Genomic DNA, 18006 nt, shown 5'->3' with positions numbered 1-18006 from the left:
TTAGCTATGCACAAACAACGTTGCGACTGGTGTATTGGAGACCCATTATATGAAGCTTACCACGACCTAGAATGGGGTGTTCCTGTTTACGACGATCTAAAATTATTTGAATTTTTAACTTTAGAAACCTTCCAGGCGGGCTTAAGTTGGATTACTGTTTTACGCAAACGAGAGAACTTCAAAAAAGCATTTGACAATTTTGATTACCAAAAAATTGCAAATTACAATCAAGATAAAATTGATAATTTACTATTAAATGCAGGTATAATACGAAACAAACTAAAAATAAAAGCAACTGTTACCAATGCTCAGGCTTTTATAAATATTCAAAAAGAATTTGGCAGTTTTAGCAAATACATATGGGGATTTGTCGATGGCCAGCCCATAAAAAACTCATGGAAATCGATGGCAGAAATACCAGCAACTACAGCTTTAAGTGACACCATAAGTAAAGATTTAAAAAAACGCGGGTTCAAATTTGTTGGTTCGACAGTTATTTATGCTCATATGCAGGCTACCGGCATGGTTAACGACCATATTACGAGTTGTTTTAGATACAATAAACTATAAATTACTACCACGCTTTTAATTGTGTTTAATTTTCTTTTATTTTATACCCAATTCAAAAAACATGTAATCCATGAACAAACATTTTATAAAAATGTTTATTCTTACACTCTCTCTAATCAAGTCCATTACATGCCATGGACAGGATCATTTTAATGGCTTGGGGGAGTCGGCCATTGCCCTAAAATATAGTAATTCAAAATCATACCAAGCACAGTTCTCACTCCGTTCTCGCTATTTCTTATACCAAAACAATGAAGTATCTTACAAACAACAACAATTTGATGCGTTTCATTATTCCACATTACAACTAAACAATAAGAATCGTTTAGGCTTAGGAATTTATTATCGTCAAAGAGATTTTCTTGAAATGGGCAGCAACGAGTTCCGCTTAGCCCAGCAGTACATTCATAAATCAAAAATATCAAGATTTCAGTTAGGACATCGATTACGAACCGAGCAACGATTTTTAGACACCAAAACCATATTTAGACAACGTTATCGTCTTAAATTTGATTTTCCCATAATAGGGAGCACTTTAGAAAATGGTGAACCATATTTTATAGCTGCTTTGGAAGGCTTATTGAGTCTTAGTGAATCGCAACCTGCTGAAATCGATCAACGCGCTACCGCACAACTTGGAATTCAATTTAACAAATCGTTAAAAATTAGGGCCGGGTTGGAATATCGATTGGAAGCGATTAATGTTTTAAACAATACGTATTTATTTCTATTATCCTCAGCAGTAATAAACATTTAAAATCAACTAGATTTTAAATACTCCAAAAACTCATCCCTTGGCATATCTTCTGCTCCTAGACTAGCCAGATGATTGGTGTACACCTGACAATCAACTAACTTATAATCTGTGTTTTGAATAAAAGTGATAAAAGCCACTTTACTAGCATTACTTTCTAAGGAAAACATGCTTTCTCCGCAAAATACGCCATTACCTAAATCAACGCCATACAATCCACCAATTAGTCGACTGCCGTCCCAAACTTCAACGGACTTAGCATACCCCAATTCGTTTAATTTTGTGTAGGCTTCAATCATGTTTCGGGTTATCCAAGTATCCTCCTGTCCCGATCGTTCTACTTTCGCACAGGCACGTATGACAGCTTTGAAATCCCTATTTACCGTTACTTGATAATCGCGATTTCTTAAAATCTGACGCATGCTTTTTGAAACTTTTAATTTCTCAGGAAACAATACAAATCGTGGATCTGGCGACCACCATAAAATAGGCTCTACTTCACTAAACCATGGAAATATTCCATTTTGATAGGCAGCCAACAATCTTTCGGTAGACAAATCGCCACCAACAGCCAACAAACCCTCAGATGAGGCCTGACTAACATCCGGAAACGGACTGTTTTTTTGAAGATAATACATGACATATCAAAAATATAAAAACCTCTTTGTTAATAATAACAAAGAGGTTTTTTTATGTCTATTAAAAAAATTAAATGCTAATTAAAATGGTAAATCGTCGTGATCCTCTTCATTTAAATTTCCAGCTGGCTCGAAAGCATCCATTGGTGGTACAGGTGGCACATTTCCTCCTGAAGCATCTGCCTGAATTGCTTCAATTCTCCAGCCTTGAATAGAATTAAAGTATTTTGTTTCTCCCTGAGGGTTAACCCACTCTCTACCGCGTAAGTTAATGCTAATTTTAACTTGCTGTCCTTCACTATAATTATTTAAAAGATCGGTTTTATCTTGTACAAACTCCACCATAATATGCTGTGGGTACTGCTCTTCTGTTGTTACAACAATTTCTCTTTTTCTAAACCCGTTACTTCCAAAAGATTGGGTTTCACCAATCATTTTAATTCTACCTTGAACTTCCATTGATTATTATTTATTCTGAATTATTAACTTTCTTCTAACTTAATAAAATTTTCCATGCGCTCGACACATCTCCAAAACTAAGATAATTATGTGCCAATTCATGTTTCTCCTTTTCGCTTGCCAATTTTATATTTGGATATTTAGCACTAATATCTTCAATAAATTGCTGGACGACTTCGTTACTTGGCAAAGCCTCGACATTACCTAACATCCCCAAATCATTACCAGTTAACACATTACTGGTTCTAATAGCTTCTGGAAAACTATCGACACCAATTCCAATTGATGACAAAGGCTTTGGTATTTCAAAAAATCCACTATTAGCGCGGCTGTAATAACTACCTCCAGCTCTAGCTACCAAATCCAGTTTGTCCTGATTTATTGAAGCATCATCATTTAATACAGCTTCATTGATATGAAGTTTTACAACTTCACAAATCACTAAATTCCCAGCTCCACCCTCTTCACCTAAAGCCACCACGTCCTTTACCTTACATTCCATCTGTACCGGAGATTCAGCCACCCGATAAGGTTTTATCAACTCCGATTCCAACATGGTAAATCCAGCTTTTTCAAATTCATTAACGCCTTCAGCAAATTCTGTACTCGCCAGAGACATTTGATGTACCATATCAAAATTCACTACGTTGATGACAACTTCCTTAACCGATTTTACATTCTCTAACGTATGCTTTACTGTATTATTTCTAACACGTCTTGCCGGCGAAAATATCAATATTGGTGGATTCGCACTAAACACATTAAAAAAACTAAATGGCGATAAATTTGGTCTTCCATCGGCATCTATAGTACTTGCAAAAGCTATAGGTCTGGGCGCCACGGCACTTAACAAATAACTATGTAATTTACTGGTTTGTAAGCTTTTTGGATCTAATGATAGCATTGAGGGTAAATTTCAACAAATGTAACCAATCTATACTGGAACTAAAAACCAATTTACTAACAACTTAAACAATAATATTAACAGATTTACATTATATTAGATACCAATTAACAAGGAATGATTTTTACCAAGTATAGTAATATATTACGCTGGATTATTGTAACCACTTCATTTATTATTGTTTCCCTTATATTATGGAAAACTTACGAATTCTTCCAACATTTTAAGGAAGAAGAGCGCACTAAAATGGAAAACTGGTCTTTTGCGCAAACCCAGTTTATTAATTCAGATACCAACACCGATTTAAATTTAACCTTAAAAGTTCTTCATAGCAATAAAACGACTCCCATGCTGGTAACTGACACCGATGGGAATTTGATAAATCACAATAATTTAGATAATGTCGACCTATCTAACAAAAAACTATTAAAACATCTACTCTCTAAATTCGAAGAAGAAAATAAACCTATTCCGGTAAAGGTTGATGGTAAAGTAGTAAACATTATTTATTATGGCAACTCCGACCTACTTAATAAACTGAAATATTACCCGATGGCTTTGCTGCTTATCGTATTTTTATTTGGTGCGGTAATATTCTTCTTTTACCGTAGCAACAAAAATGCCACCCAGAATAAATTATGGTCGGGTATGGCTAAGGAAACAGCACATCAAATTGGCACACCTTTGTCTTCACTTATTGGCTGGACGGAAATATTAAAAACTGAGAATATTGACCAAAACTATGTCGTAGAAATTGAAAAAGATATTGACAGACTACAAACCATTACCGAACGTTTTAGTAAAATAGGCTCTATCCCAACCCTAGAAATTGCTAACATTGTAGATGAAACTATCCAATCTTTCGATTATTTAAAATCAAGATCCTCAAAATTAGTAGAATTTGAAATCATTACACCCAAGGAAGATATTCAGGTGCAATTAAATAAACAATTATATAGTTGGGCCATAGAAAACTTAGTTAAGAATGCCATTGATGCTATGAAAGGTCGAGGTAAATTAAGCATTGAAATTACCCAACTTGAAAACACTATAAAAATTAATGTTAGCGACACAGGTAAAGGAATATCTAAGAAGCATTTTAATACAGTATTCGAACCAGGATATACAACAAAAAAACGTGGTTGGGGTTTAGGTTTATCCCTTACAAAACGTATTATTGAAGATTTTCATGAAGGAAAAATTAAAGTATTAAATTCTGAAATAGGCAAAGGAACTACCTTTCAAATAAGTTTAAATCGTGCATAAAATGTCTGAGAAATTTGTTAAAATAAAAGAAGTCCCCTTAAACAATAATTGCCCTGAGTGTTACAATAACAAAGGACTTACTTTAAGTTTCAATCAGAAATTTGTTGAAACAAAATATTACAAATCTATAACTTCCGAAATTCAAACCACACTAATCTGTAAAACCTGTAACAATACTATTTATCCTGTACAATGGACTGAGGATATAGAACAAGTTTTTGAATACCAGCAGCGTGCCTTCACCCCTAAAAAACCTTCTACTTTTATAAAACAGACAACTTGGATACTAATTATAGCGGCAACTATATTAATAATAGCGAGTATAGCGGCTATTGGCTATTTTAAATTATAAATTCGCACGTATTGCTTCTGCCGTAGCTTCAAACGCCTCTTTGGTCATGCTTTCTTTTTTAATGAAACGCGCATCTTCCATAGTATTAAGAGGTATTAAATGCACATGCACATGCGGCACTTCAAGACCGATTACGGAAACCCCAACGCGCTTACAAGGAATGGTTTTTTCAACAGCAATGGCCACTTTACGAGAAAAGGACATTAATCCGTTATAAGTCGCTTCATCTAAATCAAAAATTTTATCAACTTCCTTTTTTGGTATACATAGTGTATGCCCCTTACTATTTGGGTTTACATCTAAAAATGCCAAGAAATCTTCTGTTTCAGCAATTTTATAACAAGGTATTTCTCCGTTAACGATTTTAGTAAAAATTGACGCCATAATAATTTAATTGTTGCAGTTGAACCTATGTAAATATAAAAGATTCCTAATAATATTATTAGGAATCTCTTCTTTACTGTTTAAAAATATGTTATCGTGTAATTTCTATAATATCAAATTTCATCACCCCATTTGGCACCTGAATTTCAGCTACATCACCAACAGACTTCCCTAACAATCCTTTACCAATTGGAGAATTAACCGATATTTTACCAGAAGCTAAATCAGCTTCACTTTCGGCTACCAAAGTATAGTTCATTTCCATACCATTGGTTTGATTTTTTATTTTCACTTTAGATAGTACCAAAACTTTAGAAGTATCTAATTGCGACTCATCGATAAGACGTGCATTAGATAAGGTTTCTTCTAATTTAGAAATTTTCATTTCTAACATTCCCTGAGCTTCTTTTGCTGCATCGTATTCTGCATTCTCACTCAAATCACCTTTATCTCTAGCTTCAGCAATAGCCTGAGATGCTTTTGGGCGTTCGATATCTTTAAGTTGGTTTAACTCAGCTCTTAATTTTTTTAATCCTTCCGGTGTATAGTACGATACTTTACTCATAACTTCATTATTTATTAACAAAAAAAGTGCTGAACATAATTCGGCACAAAAAAAATCCCGCACATACGAGATTGAGTAACAAATATACAAAATATTTAATCAAAATACTTTTTATTGTACCTTGCGCAATATTATTTTTTACTATGAAGTCCTTTATTTACCTACTGTGTTTCACCTGTTTAATAAGCTGTAGCAACACGCAAGAAAATGAAAACTGTCGTTTTTTATTAAACGTTGGTGTAAATGTCGTGGTTGACCTCAGCCTGCCTCAATATAGCCAATTACCATTTGCAGGCAATTCGGTGTATATTCCAAATGTTGGAAACCGCGGTATTATTGTTGCAAGTAGTGGTGCAGATTATTATGCCTGGGATGCCGCCGATCCGAACCACATACCTTCGGCATGTTCAACACTAAAAAACAATGATTTAGAAGCAACTTGTGGCTGTGAAGACCAAAACACATACAGTTTAATAACAGGTCAGATTTTAGGAAACAACCAACTACCCTGTAGCCTAAGAAATTACCGTGTAGAACAAAGTGGTAATCGCTTAATTATTTCAAATTAAGAATGACAAACAAAAAAGATTTCGAAAGTATATTTCGAAATCTTTTTCTATAACATTTAAAACCTATAATTTTTAAAATTTCAAAGTCATTCCTAACAAGAAATTTGTGGTGGCTTGTGGATAGTAAAAATTCTCTGTAATGGCATCATCATTCGATCCAACCGGTCTGTAATAATAGCTATAGGTGTAACCATTCGAAACATATTCACTATTAAATATATTATTCACTAATAGATTAAAAGCTATTTCTTTAATCCATGTTGGCTGAATTTTATAGGATGCATTTAAATTATTCACAAAATAAGCGTCCATACTTTTTCTATCACTCGAGGTATTATCTAAATACTGTTTCCCTACATACTTTGAAATGAATCCTAAATTAAGATTCTCTATCGGCGAATATCTAAGCGTTCCTCCTGCAATAACATTTGGAGAAAATGAGATATCGGTATCTTCATATTCGGTAACTATGGCTTCGTATGATACCTCATCATATGTTACTGGATCGTACTGTATATCATAGACTACATAATCGAAATTTTTTATTTTATTTTGGCTAAAGGTCGCATTAGCATCCAGTCTTAAATTTTCTAAAAGTTTTACGCCTGCCTGCAATTCAATCCCTGCACGATAACTACGATCAACATTCAGACGAATTGGATCACCAACGCCGTCTAAATCGCCGGTTAACACTAGCTGATCCTTATAATCCATATAGTATAGATTCGCTGTAGCGTAATAGTTAGGGGTTTTTAATTTATAACCAAATTCATAATCAAATAAACGTTCTGGTTCTGGCGTAACGGGGTTCTTTGTTAAATCGTCTCGGTTTGGTTCTCTATTGGCTACAGCAAATGATCCATAAACAGAATTATAATTGTCAATTGTATAAGTTAGACCCGCCTTAGGGTTGAAGAAATTAAAGGTTCTATTTACATTAATTGGAAATAATTCAGAACTAACACCTAAGGCTTCATAAGCCACGCGACGGTATTGTACATCACCAAACACATACCAATTTGAATTTAAAGCATACTCTGCTTTCAGATAGCTGTTATAATCATGCTTCTCTGAAATACTCGTGTAATAATCGGTTCTTATTGGCACTTCCACAGGAAATGAATCCCAAATAAGTTCCCCAAAATGATCGCCATCGTATTTATTATAGCCACCACCTAAATGCACATCTAAACCGTCTTTAGCATAATTTAATGAATAAACTAAGGCATAGAAATCATTATCTAACCAACGTCTTCTTATAATATCGCCATCTTCGTCCGCGTTAGGATCGTTTGGAAAATAATCGCCAACTTTTTCATCCTTTTTATACTGTTCAAAATAGCCCTTACCTCTGGTATAATTCCCCGAAATATTACCCGAAAAACTTGAATTAAACTGATGTGACAAATGCAACTGATAATGGGTCTGCTCATAATGGTCTATCTCATTATCATAAGTGTAATAATTGTATGTTCTTCCAGAATTCAACAAATTATCGGCTTCTTCTGGTGACAGATAATTTCTATCTATAAAATCCTGAATACCTTGCTTATCTCCTTTCACAACCGCTTCGGGCGTACCATACCAAGATTGATACGTTTCTTCTAGTCCGCCAAAAACCATAACTTTCACCGATGTTTTATCATTTAAAAAACCACCCTCTACATAAAATGAAGACAAGTCTGAACTGGCACGGTCTATATAACCATCACTCAAAATTTTAGACAATCGCCCTTCAACATAAAAATTATTTATTAATCCGGAACCGATACTCACATTATGCTTACGGGTATTATAAGAACCAATGGCATTGGTAGTTGTGGCATAACCCACTTTTGAAGGTTCTAAAGTTTTTAAGTTCAGACTGGCACCAAAAGCTCCAGATCCGTTCGTACTTGTTCCAACGCCACGCTGCAGTTGAATATCTTCAACTGAACTCACAAAATCCGGCATATTTACCCAAAATGTACCTTGACTATCGGCATCGTTATAGGGAATTCCATTTATGGTAACGTTTACACGAGTGGCATCACTACCCCGAACTCGAATACCCGTATAACCAACACCTGCACCGGCATCGCTAGTAGTAACTACTGATGGCATCTGGTCTAATAAAATTGGTAAATCCTGCCCTAAATTTATAGACTCCAGTTCTTCTTTAGAAATATTGGTAAATGCAACCGGTGTTTTATCTTTAGCTCTTGTTGCCGATAGCAATACTTCTGATAGTTGCTGCACTTTAGTGGTATCCTGAAGTACTTCATTCTGTTGAGCACAAAGCCCCGAAGACAACATTAAAAATGTTAGAAAAAGCATTAAGTTTTTCATATCGATTAATTGTTTAACCGAATAAAAAGAGGTAATTATTCTTTAAAAATTTGTTGGTTTTATTAAAATAAATATCCAATACAGCGATTTTCGCCTTCCTAAACAGCATTACCTGTTCCAGGTTCAATGGGTATGATCTCAGCCTATATTAGGCACCCCTTTTTTGAGAACGCTGCAAATGTAATAAGTCTTTTCAATTAAAATCTATAGAAATAAGATTTTTTTAAATTTCCCAAAATCAAGGAGTTTGGATTTTAAACATTGAACAAAAAAATAGGCTAAAGAAATCTTTAGCCTATTTTTTAATATTATTTATTATTGCATCTAGCTTTTTAAAATATCATGAAGCGTTGGCATGAAATTTTTATCAGCAGGCTCTAAGAATCGGTAACTTACCATTTTTCCTTCCGGATCAACAATAATAAATGTTGGGAAACCTATAATTTGATAGTCTGCTAAAAATCTTGAATTACGTCCATTATCCATGATAAGCTGATGTCCTACCATTTCTTTTTTAGCTACAAAATCACGCCATTTTTGTTTTTCTTCTTGTTTATCACAACTTACACCTATAAATTCGATGTTTTCATTTTTTAATTCCTCCTCATACTTCCTTAAATATGGAATTTGTTTAATACATGGCCCGCAATAAATATTCCAAACATCTATAAAAACATATTTCCCTTTAAAATCTTCAAGAGCTATCATATTGCCATTAACATCTTCAAATTTAAATTTTGGAGCTTCTTGACCAGGCATTAAATGGGCATAATTTTTTTCTAAAATCCCCAGTTTCTCTATAATATTATTATAGTCTGTTTTACCATTATCAGTTACCATATAATCTCTTAAAGGCTCTAACCCTTTACGAGCAATACCATCTAACCCTTTACGAGAGCTAATCATCTTATTATAATAATACAGTATGTAACGTTCTTTAATTAAAGGATTGGCAATTTTATCTAAGTTGCTATTAAAATCAGTTTCCTGGCCAGAAAACTTATCTTGAGTTCTAAAATATTCATCTAAAAAATAAAACCAACTCATAGAGCCCAATAAAGCAGACGATTCAAATTTTTCGGTAACGGTGTTTTTTATAAAACTGGTAAATTCAGCTGGCCAATCATTCTGATTGGTTTTATCTATGATGGCATATTTTATAGATGCATATCTATAATTCGTCCACTCTTTTAAAAACGTTTTAAACTCCTCATTAAATTCCAATTTTTCAAGAGCCGACAACTCTTCATTTAACTGACCATTAAGCTGTTTAAAACCTTCTGATCCGTTTAATCTTGAACCTTTATAATGGGTTAAAAAAGCCTTACTAGCGGCATCTTTTAAGAATTCATTTTCTTTAACTAAATCTCCGCTATAGGTAATATCTGTTCCTGTAATTGCAATTTCAACATTTGATCCTGCCTCAATATAACATGGCACCCTTTTTAATCGGTACCTATTATTTGAGTATAAGGATAATTCTCCAAAAATTGGTCCTGAAATTTGGATATCATTCACTCTAAATACCCCATCTTCTCCTTTAGGTTCAACAAAATATGGTAAGGAAGAACTCTCGCTGAAATACAAAAACTTTAAAGCATCAGCCTCTTCATTATCAAACTTTACAGTTAAACTTGTTTTTAAATCTTCTTTCTTTTTCCCTTGACAACTAGTTATTACAAATAACATCAAGAAAGCAAACGCGAATTTTTTAATCATTTTTCGAATTTATTTAACATTTTTTCTTTTTCACAAAGCAACAACTTTGCCTCAGCAACGTCCTGATTTTTACCCCTTAAGATAAATTAAAGTACATGTTTGATGAACAGCGAATTTAATAAAATCCTCGGCAGATATGATTTTTAGGGCGTTTTTTAACTAATATTTGGCTTTTTACGATTGATTTTTTTCTCTGAATGCGCCTTCTTATTGTTTAAGCGCTTCTTAATTATCGCCTTGGGAGTTTTTGTTGGGATACGTTTTTTAGAAGTTTTAAGTCCAGATTCAAGCAAAGCCATTAACCGCTTTATAACAAGCCCTTTATTTTTATGTTGACTCCTAGTAGTGTCACAACTTAATATTAAAAAGCCATCTTTTGTCAACCTATTCTCAAGCTTTTTTAAAAGGCGGACCTTTTGATTTTCGTTAAAAATTAGGGAATCCTTCAAATTAAAACTTAATTCAATTTTTGAAGACACTTTATTAACATGTTGGCCACCAGCTCCCGAACTTCTAAGGGCTTTGAATTGTAATTCCTTTAATAAGTTCGCTTCGTTTAGCATTACATATTTTGATGAGCTGGTTTCAATAAATCATTAACCGTTTTAACTGGATTGAAAGTAGATAGTGGTATTTCTACAAAAATAGAGTTCCATTTTGCCATACTACCATTCCATAAACCTGGACGCTCCAAAGCTTTTATTTCCGTTCCGTTTTGAGATTTCATTGTAATAAATGCTGCATCCGGATCAATAAAGTCTAAAAGGTTAAATTTATTTCCATTATAATCTTTCACACCACAGACCAAATCGGTTGGATTAAAATGAGTCGCATTACTTACAATATCGTTTTGGGTCTTATCCAAAGTATTTATTTGAGCAAACTCAACAATTTGTAAGGATAATTCATCATGTTTATCTTTCACCCAAAACGGTCCACCTCCTGGCTCCCCTTCGTTTTTAACCATCCCGCAAATGCGAATAGGTCGGTTCAATTTATCATGAAGTAAGAGGCGCTTTTCATCATTAGATAAATTTTGGTAAGTATCGTCTAAATAAATGCTCATTCTATTTATCGCAAACAATTCTATATTGCTAAGTTGCTCTTCTAATATTTCTGGGTTATCTAAAACTCTTAAGTATTCAAAAATCTGAGTTTGAAGTTTAATTAGAATTCCTCCAAGCATTTTTCTATACTTAGAAACTTCTATGTTTTTATCAAGAACAACAATATTATCTACATTTTTTATAAAAATTATATCATGGTCAAGCGCATTTAAATTTTGAATTAGAGCACCATGACCCGCTGGTCTAAATAATAGATCTCCAGATTCGGTTCGATACAACTCATCATTTGAAGTAATGGCAATCGTATCTGTCGATTTTTGTTGATAACTAAATGAGACATCGAACGCTGTACCGGTTTCTTTCTCAAGCTTATCTTTTATGTTTTTTAGCTCACTATTAAACATGTTTTTATGAACTTCAGAAATGGTAAAATGTAAATATGCTTTACCTTTCGAAGAGGCATACATACTTGACTCTAAAAGGTGTTCATAGAAAGCTGTAACTACTTGTTTTCCATACTTATGAAAAGACAATAATCCCTTCGGATAAAACCCATAATTTAATTCATTTTCAAGAAGCATTGCTTCAACAAAAGCTGTGTATTTAGCCTCATAACTCAATGCACTGTAATCAACACCCTTCAATTTTATATGATTTAAAACCTCTGTATAAAATGGCAACTTTTCTAAACCATTCACAAAAATCCAGAAGCTTTTGTGTCTTTTCAAATAAAGATCGATACGTTCATCCAGTTTCTTAAACTCTTTTAAAAACTGAAACAAAAATTTAAACATTCTAGTGGCAGCACCCGATGCCGGTACAAATTTAACAATAGAGAACTCCTCACGATTATCATCGAAGAATTGAACAAATTCTTCTTCCTGACTATGGCTAACTTTAAAAATACCATCTCCCAGAGTAGCGGCTGACACTAAATTAGAATAAGTCATCCCCTGCTTAATCTGTTCAACTTGGGCTTCAACTTCGTGAATGTTTAGATGGTGGTTTTTAATTTGTTCTATATCCTTTTCAGAAAACATTACTTTCTTTATTTAATTTATCGATATGTTTTACAGCTTTTTGAAAACGTGCTTCCATAGCTCCTTAGAATAAACCATATGGACGTTGATTATTATCGAGCGCAGACTTAAATGCTTCAAACATTTCCTTTCTCCGCATAGGTCTATCCCTAAGGTCATCGGCCTCACAAGGGACGTCAATATTAGTTAAAAAATATAAATTGAAAGTATTTTCGACAGAATATTTCTTTAGCATAGGGTGGCAATACCCATTATAAAAAGTTTCCGAATATACTCTGGTTTCTAATAAATCGGTATCGCAAATTAAAACTTTATTCACTTTCAATGCATATTCGTTTTCCAATTTTATTTGACCTACTGCTATTGGCAATAAGTCTTCTACTTCACACGTTTTTTGTTATTTATCCCATTTATTCTGCAAATAATCACGAGCAAAATCATGGACCCATAAAGTATCATAATAACGTGCTAATTATCTCGACAAAGTCGTCTTACCCGTCGATTCAGACCCAAATAAAACAACTTTTATACAGGTTGAAGATTTTTGTTTAAACTTTTCTTCCATGCCAAATACCCAAAAATAGCAATAATAGCGAAGCCAAAGTATTGCAAACTAGTAAATGTAAAGCCTTTATACAAATATAACGGCACTGAAATCACATCCCCAATAATCCATAAAATCCAATTCTCAACCTTACGACGGGCCATAAGCCACATACCAACAAAAAATATGGCAGTGGTTAATGTATCAATATATGCTACCCAACTACCCCATTTATTAAAAAAATTATAAACCAAAAAAACAAATACCAAGGTTAATAAAAATATGAGAAGCCCTAGTTTTTTTTCCACCCTAGTCATTGTGGAAATAGGTGTGACATGAGTTTCATCAACTTTTCTGGTCCAAATATACCAGCCATACACACTCATTATAAAATAATAAGCATTAATCATCATGTCCCCTAATAATTCCCATTTAAATAATAAGTAAACAAATATGACAGTACTAATCATACCTGATGGAAATACCAGAATGTTATTCTTTTTAGAATACCAAACGGATAAAAAACCGAATATTACCGCAACAATTTCTAAAACAATATCCGTTGGTTGATATTCAAAGTATTGTTGAAATAAAAAATCAAATAAATCTTTCATTCTGCTTGAGGTTTAGAATAATCTTACACATGTGATGTGTCTTTTTTAAACGCTTCTATAAAGGATTCATTTTCTTCAAAGGCAGTACCAATTACTACCATATTAGCCCCTGCATTGTAGGTAGCATCTAATTGCTTTTTGGTACGGATACCGCCTCCAACAATTAAGGGTATATTTAATTCCCTTTTAACTGAAGCAATAATTTCCGTGGTAACAGGATGTTGTGCACCGCTACCAGCTTCAAGGTAAATTAATTTCATACCGAGAAACTCTCCTGCCTTAGCCGTATCTACAATCTGATTTAATCCTTCTCTAGGCATTGGCTTAGTCTCTGTAACCCTCTGAACAGCCGTTTCTTTTCCATTCTCAATAAGAATATATCCTGTAGGAATGACTTCTAATTTTGTTAGTCTTAGTTTAGAAATAGCTTCTACATGTTTACCTATAAGATATTCAGGATTACGCCCTGAAATTAAACTTAAAAATAATAAAGCATCGGCTTCACTCGTAATCTGAGTGACATCTCCCGGAAATAATACAACTGGCAGGATGGTATTCTTTTTAATGTTTTCGACTAAAACTTGAGTATCATTATCTTTTACGGTACTGCCTCCAACAAAAATATGAGTAGCGATTGAAGCGTTTACTTTTGCAATAAATCTTTTAATTTTACTTAAAGAAAATTTGTCAGGATCTATTAAAACTGCTAATAACCTCTCTTCTTTTCCAACCGCATTAATTATACAATTATAAACTCCTTCCATCTAAGACATAGCATAAGCACAAGTAAAACCTTCAAATTCTAAAAACTCAACATTATATCGGCCCTTAAAATCTTTGTAATCTATCCAGGCCACCGTTTTCAATTCGTTATCTGAAACAGGAATCATTAAACAATGATTTTTAAAACTCAATCCCGGTGTTGCAAAAAGTTTAAAAAGTGATTCTTTCACACACCATATAACCGTAAGTTTGTTGATATAATCGTTGGAATTTTCATTTAAATATTTAAACTCGTAATCAATAAATTTATTCGCAATCAACTTAATTTTATCACGTTGCTTTTCAATATCAATACCAATCTTTTGAGTACTTACTATAACCGCGGAAAAATTAAACGAATGGGTTATCGAAATATGTTTTCCATCCTTTAAATGGGGTTTTCCGTTTTCATCATAAAATAAATCCGTATCGGTATACCCAAACTCGGCTAATAAATGCCTTACACTTAAAAACCCTCGCCGATGTATCTCACTTTTCATTCCCAAAACTCGGACAGAGCTTTCCGGTTTTAAACAAATAGGCTCTATTAATTCATCGAAGGATTCTGTTATCTTCCAGATTTTTACCGTTGTTTGTAAATTTGGATTAATGGTTTTATAGAGAGGCATTTAAATATTCTAAAAGTTATAGTTATCTTTGCAGCGCCGTTGGCAAAGTAAACATTAATTCAAGCGAATTTAACTATTTAAGTTTTAATGACAAGCATGTTTATTTCAAACAAAAAAAAAAGATAAATCAATATGAGTACAAAAACAATTCCTTACGTAGCTAACAAAGTAAAAGACATGTCGCTCGCTGCTTGGGGACGTAAAGAAATAGAATTGGCTGAGGCTGAAATGCCTGGTTTAATGAGTCTGCGTGAAGAATACAAAGAATCTCAACCTTTAAAAGGTGCTAGAATTGCGGGATGTTTACACATGACCATTCAAACAGCCGTTTTAATTGAAACTTTACAAGCTTTAGGTGCAGAAGTAACTTGGAGTTCTTGTAATATCTTTTCAACTCAAGATCAAGCTGCCGCTGCTATAGCTGATGCAGGCACTGCTGTTTATGCCTGGAAAGATATGACCGAAGAAGAATTTGACTGGTGTATTGAACAAACTTTATTCTTTGGAGAAGATAGAAAGCCTTTAAACATGATTCTTGACGACGGTGGCGACTTAACTAATATGGTATTAGATAAATACCCTGAATTAGCTGCTGGAATTAAAGGTTTATCTGAAGAAACTACTACTGGCGTTCACAGACTTTACGAGCGTGTAAAAAATGGTACTTTACCAATGCCCGCAATTAACGTGAACGACTCTGTAACAAAATCTAAATTTGATAACAAATATGGATGTAGAGAAAGCGCCGTTGATGCCATTCGTCGCGCCACTGATGTCATGCTTGCTGGTAAACGAGTAGTTGTATGTGGTTATGGAGATGTTGGTAAAGGTACAGCAGCTTCTTTTAAAGGTGCAGGAAGCATTGTAACAGTTACTGAAATAGATCCTATTTGTGCTTTACAGGCTGCCATGGATGGTTTTGAAGTTAAAAAATTAGAAACTGTTGTAGGTAATGCCGATATTGTAATTACAACAACCGGAAACAAAGACATTGTTAGAGCTGAGCACTTTAAAGCAATGAAAGACAAAACTATTGTTTGTAACATCGGACATTTCGATAACGAAATTCAGATGGCTTGGTTAAATGAAAACTATGGCAACACTAAAAACACCATCAAACCTCAAGTAGATAAATATACTATAGATGGCAATGATATCATTATTCTTGCTGAAGGGCGTTTAGTGAACCTTGGTTGTGCTACTGGTCACCCTAGTTTTGTAATGAGTAACTCATTTACAAATCAAACCTTGGCCCAGATTGAACTTTGGAACAACTCTGAAGCTTATGAAAACAACGTTTATATGCTACCTAAGCATTTAGATGAGAAAGTAGCAAAATTACACTTAGCAAAGATTGGTGTTGAGCTTACAGAATTAAAAGAAGAACAGGCAAAATATATTGGTGTAACGGTTGATGGCCCATTCAAACCTGAGCATTACCGATATTAAAAGCATATTGATTTAATATCATCAGTTGAATAAAAAAAGTAACCCCATGTATACGTATACATGGGGTTACTTTTTTTATTCTAATTCAGAACGCTATTTAAATACGGATAACAATACATTAATCAACAACTTCCTTTTCAAAATACCACCATAAACTGGAGTCTATGGTCGATTTCATTTTCATAATATCAACATCATTTTTTAGGAAAATAGTAATATTCTCATCGGCACGATTACGTTCAACACTTTCTCTTATTTCGATAGATTCAATCTCATTAAATCGAATTAAATAATCTCTGACTTTATCGTCCAAAGATTCATCGCTTAAATAAATTTTAATCGTTGGGTGGCAGGGGGAATTTCTAATTTCAGATCTAAATGGGAATTGCATAATGTCGAAGTTTAAAAAGTTTGTTCAGTACATGACTTCAATTTACATATTAATTCATTAAAAATCAACATATAAAACCCCCTTTATAGTAAAAGCCTAATCAATTTGAAATTAAAAAATAATCTTAAACTATTATAAAAACAAAAACTCACCCTAAAAATAGGATGAGCTTTTAAAATTATTCTATTAAGAAAATAGTTTCTTAAGCTTCGAAAGGCTCGATAGAAACGTAAGATTTGTTATCTTTTTTCTTAGTAAACTTTACAAGACCATCAACTTGAGCATGTAAAGTATGATCTTTTCCTTGGTATACATTTTCACCAGGGTGATGTGTATTACCGCGTTGTCTTACGATAATGTTACCTGCTAATGCAGCCTGACCACCAAAAATCTTAACACCTAAGCGTTTCGATTCTGATTCTCTACCGTTTTTCGAACTTCCGACTCCTTTTTTATGTGCCATTTTATTTCGATTTTAGATTTTAAAATTAACTTAAAGCAGCAATTAAATCAGCCTTTTTCATTGAAGAAATTCCTTCAATACCTTTTGCTTTTGCCATCTCTTTTAATTCAGCAACTGTTAATTTGCTTAAATCTTGAGAAGCCTCAGCCTTAGGAGCTTCAGTTTTAGTTTCTACTTTTTTCTCTGCTTTTGCTGGTGCAGCTTTCTTAGCTCCAGAAGCAGCAATGTTTTCAATTACGATTTCAGTTAAAGCTTGACGATGACCGTTTTTCACACGGTAACCTTTACGTCTTTTCTTTTTGAAAACTATAACTTTATCACCTTTAAGGTGTTTTAAGACTTTTGCTCCTACTTGAGCTCCATCTATAGCCGGGGCGCCAACAGTTACATTCTCACCATCTGCAACAAGAAGAACATTATCGAAAGCAACAGCTTCTCCTTCTTCTACTTGTAAACGGTTTACGTAAACCTTTTGGTCTTTAGCAACTTTAAATTGCTGCCCTGCTATCTCTACAATTGCGTACATAGCGTAACGTTTT

Annotated in this window: 22 protein-coding genes; 6 read left to right on the top strand and 16 right to left on the bottom strand. The window is 33.7% G+C overall.

All coding sequences use genetic code 11. The features are described 5' to 3' along the window. Window positions 1-6: 6 nt before the first annotated feature. Together H611_RS0110415 and H611_RS0110410 are read left to right on the top strand one after the other, a co-directional pair. A complete protein-coding gene (locus tag H611_RS0110415; RefSeq protein ID WP_027138318.1) occupies window positions 7-570 on the top strand; it encodes a DNA-3-methyladenine glycosylase I in 564 nt (187 codons plus the stop codon). Between the two features lie 70 nt (window positions 571-640). Continuing rightward, the gene (locus H611_RS0110410) at window positions 641-1327 is read left to right on the top strand and encodes a DUF2490 domain-containing protein (RefSeq protein ID WP_027138317.1); all 687 of its coding nucleotides are present in this window, start codon (window positions 641-643) and stop codon (window positions 1325-1327) included. A 2-nt stretch (window positions 1328-1329) separates the two neighbouring features. Here the strand turns inward: H611_RS0110410 and aat are convergent, their stop codons facing one another. The 3 genes from aat to H611_RS0110390 all read right to left on the bottom strand — a co-directional run bounded on the left by aat (window position 1330) and on the right by H611_RS0110390 (window position 3325). Further along, window positions 1330-1962 carry a leucyl/phenylalanyl-tRNA--protein transferase gene (gene aat / locus H611_RS0110405; protein WP_027138316.1) on the bottom strand — a complete coding sequence of 211 codons (633 nt, stop codon included), beginning with the start codon at window positions 1960-1962 and terminating at the stop codon, window positions 1330-1332. 81 nt (window positions 1963-2043) lie between these two features. Further along, window positions 2044-2421 carry a DUF3127 domain-containing protein gene (locus tag H611_RS0110395; RefSeq protein WP_027138315.1) on the bottom strand — a complete coding sequence of 126 codons (378 nt, stop codon included), beginning with the start codon at window positions 2419-2421 and terminating at the stop codon, window positions 2044-2046. A 34-nt stretch (window positions 2422-2455) separates the two neighbouring features. Further along, window positions 2456-3325, bottom strand: a complete 870-nt coding sequence (locus H611_RS0110390; RefSeq protein WP_027138314.1) for a flavin reductase family protein — start codon at window positions 3323-3325, stop codon at window positions 2456-2458. A 117-nt stretch (window positions 3326-3442) separates the two neighbouring features. Between H611_RS0110390 and H611_RS0110385 the strand changes: the two genes are divergently transcribed. Together H611_RS0110385 and H611_RS0110380 are read left to right on the top strand one after the other, a co-directional pair. After that, window positions 3443-4591, top strand: a complete 1149-nt coding sequence (locus H611_RS0110385) for a sensor histidine kinase (protein WP_027138313.1) — start codon at window positions 3443-3445, stop codon at window positions 4589-4591. A gap of 1 nt (window position 4592) precedes the next feature. After that, entirely contained in the window at window positions 4593-4943 is a 351-nt protein-coding gene (locus H611_RS0110380; RefSeq protein ID WP_027138312.1) for a hypothetical protein, read from the top strand. Here H611_RS0110380 and H611_RS0110375 read toward each other — a convergent pair. Continuing rightward, the gene (locus H611_RS0110375) at window positions 4938-5327 is read right to left on the bottom strand and encodes an HIT family protein (RefSeq protein WP_027138311.1); all 390 of its coding nucleotides are present in this window, start codon (window positions 5325-5327) and stop codon (window positions 4938-4940) included. The genes H611_RS0110380 and H611_RS0110375 overlap by 6 nt on opposite strands. A gap of 91 nt (window positions 5328-5418) precedes the next feature. Continuing rightward, complete coding sequence (gene greA / locus H611_RS0110370) at window positions 5419-5892, bottom strand: transcription elongation factor GreA (protein ID WP_027138310.1); 474 nt, start codon at window positions 5890-5892, stop codon at window positions 5419-5421. 143 nt (window positions 5893-6035) lie between these two features. On the opposite strand from greA, the gene H611_RS0110365 reads away from it, so the two are divergent. After that, the gene (locus H611_RS0110365; RefSeq protein WP_027138309.1) at window positions 6036-6461 is read left to right on the top strand and encodes a hypothetical protein; all 426 of its coding nucleotides are present in this window, start codon (window positions 6036-6038) and stop codon (window positions 6459-6461) included. A gap of 72 nt (window positions 6462-6533) precedes the next feature. Here the strand turns inward: H611_RS0110365 and H611_RS0110360 are convergent, their stop codons facing one another. The 8 genes from H611_RS0110360 to H611_RS0110325 form a co-directional block, all read right to left on the bottom strand. Then, a complete protein-coding gene (locus H611_RS0110360) occupies window positions 6534-8789 on the bottom strand; it encodes a TonB-dependent receptor (RefSeq protein ID WP_027138308.1) in 2256 nt (751 codons plus the stop codon). A gap of 324 nt (window positions 8790-9113) precedes the next feature. Next, the gene (locus H611_RS14535) at window positions 9114-10508 is read right to left on the bottom strand and encodes a TlpA family protein disulfide reductase (RefSeq protein ID WP_051238784.1); all 1395 of its coding nucleotides are present in this window, start codon (window positions 10506-10508) and stop codon (window positions 9114-9116) included. A 155-nt stretch (window positions 10509-10663) separates the two neighbouring features. Then, window positions 10664-11071 (bottom strand): alternative ribosome rescue aminoacyl-tRNA hydrolase ArfB, encoded by a 408-nt coding sequence (gene arfB, locus H611_RS0110350; protein ID WP_027138307.1) that lies wholly within the window; start codon window positions 11069-11071, stop codon window positions 10664-10666. Next, a complete protein-coding gene (locus tag H611_RS0110345) occupies window positions 11071-12615 on the bottom strand; it encodes a DUF4301 family protein (RefSeq protein ID WP_027138306.1) in 1545 nt (514 codons plus the stop codon). Before H611_RS0110345 ends, arfB begins: the two co-directional genes overlap by 1 nt. Before the next feature lie 64 nt (window positions 12616-12679). Continuing rightward, the gene (locus H611_RS14990) at window positions 12680-12985 is read right to left on the bottom strand and encodes an ATP-binding protein (protein ID WP_316928852.1); all 306 of its coding nucleotides are present in this window, start codon (window positions 12983-12985) and stop codon (window positions 12680-12682) included. A 155-nt stretch (window positions 12986-13140) separates the two neighbouring features. Then, the gene (gene pnuC / locus H611_RS0110335; RefSeq protein ID WP_027138305.1) at window positions 13141-13773 is read right to left on the bottom strand and encodes a nicotinamide riboside transporter PnuC; all 633 of its coding nucleotides are present in this window, start codon (window positions 13771-13773) and stop codon (window positions 13141-13143) included. 23 nt (window positions 13774-13796) lie between these two features. After that, window positions 13797-14537 carry a phosphoglycerol geranylgeranyltransferase gene (locus H611_RS0110330; protein WP_027138304.1) on the bottom strand — a complete coding sequence of 247 codons (741 nt, stop codon included), beginning with the start codon at window positions 14535-14537 and terminating at the stop codon, window positions 13797-13799. Beyond that, window positions 14538-15164, bottom strand: coding sequence for a 4'-phosphopantetheinyl transferase family protein (locus H611_RS0110325; protein ID WP_027138303.1), 627 nt, complete (start codon window positions 15162-15164; stop codon window positions 14538-14540). Between the two features lie 132 nt (window positions 15165-15296). Here H611_RS0110325 and ahcY point away from each other — a divergent pair, with 132 nt between their 5' ends. Next, window positions 15297-16613, top strand: a complete 1317-nt coding sequence (gene ahcY, locus H611_RS0110320; protein ID WP_027138302.1) for an adenosylhomocysteinase — start codon at window positions 15297-15299, stop codon at window positions 16611-16613. Window positions 16614-16731: 118 nt separating this feature from the next. Here ahcY and H611_RS0110315 read toward each other — a convergent pair whose 3' ends face one another. From H611_RS0110315 to rplU, 3 genes are all read right to left on the bottom strand, one after another. Continuing rightward, entirely contained in the window at window positions 16732-17004 is a 273-nt protein-coding gene (locus tag H611_RS0110315; RefSeq protein WP_027138301.1) for a hypothetical protein, read from the bottom strand. 202 nt (window positions 17005-17206) lie between these two features. Beyond that, the gene (rpmA, locus tag H611_RS0110310; protein ID WP_027138300.1) at window positions 17207-17467 is read right to left on the bottom strand and encodes a 50S ribosomal protein L27; all 261 of its coding nucleotides are present in this window, start codon (window positions 17465-17467) and stop codon (window positions 17207-17209) included. A gap of 25 nt (window positions 17468-17492) precedes the next feature. Then, window positions 17493-17993 (bottom strand): 50S ribosomal protein L21, encoded by a 501-nt coding sequence (gene rplU / locus H611_RS0110305; RefSeq protein WP_027138299.1) that lies wholly within the window; start codon window positions 17991-17993, stop codon window positions 17493-17495. Between the last annotated feature and the right edge of the window lie 13 nt (window positions 17994-18006).

The organism is Gaetbulibacter saemankumensis DSM 17032, assembly GCF_000425645.1.
Taxonomy (GTDB): Bacteria; Bacteroidota; Bacteroidia; order Flavobacteriales; family Flavobacteriaceae; genus Gaetbulibacter; species Gaetbulibacter saemankumensis.
Note: the sequence above shows the minus strand (reverse complement) of the source record. Positions and strands in the feature narration are given on the sequence as shown.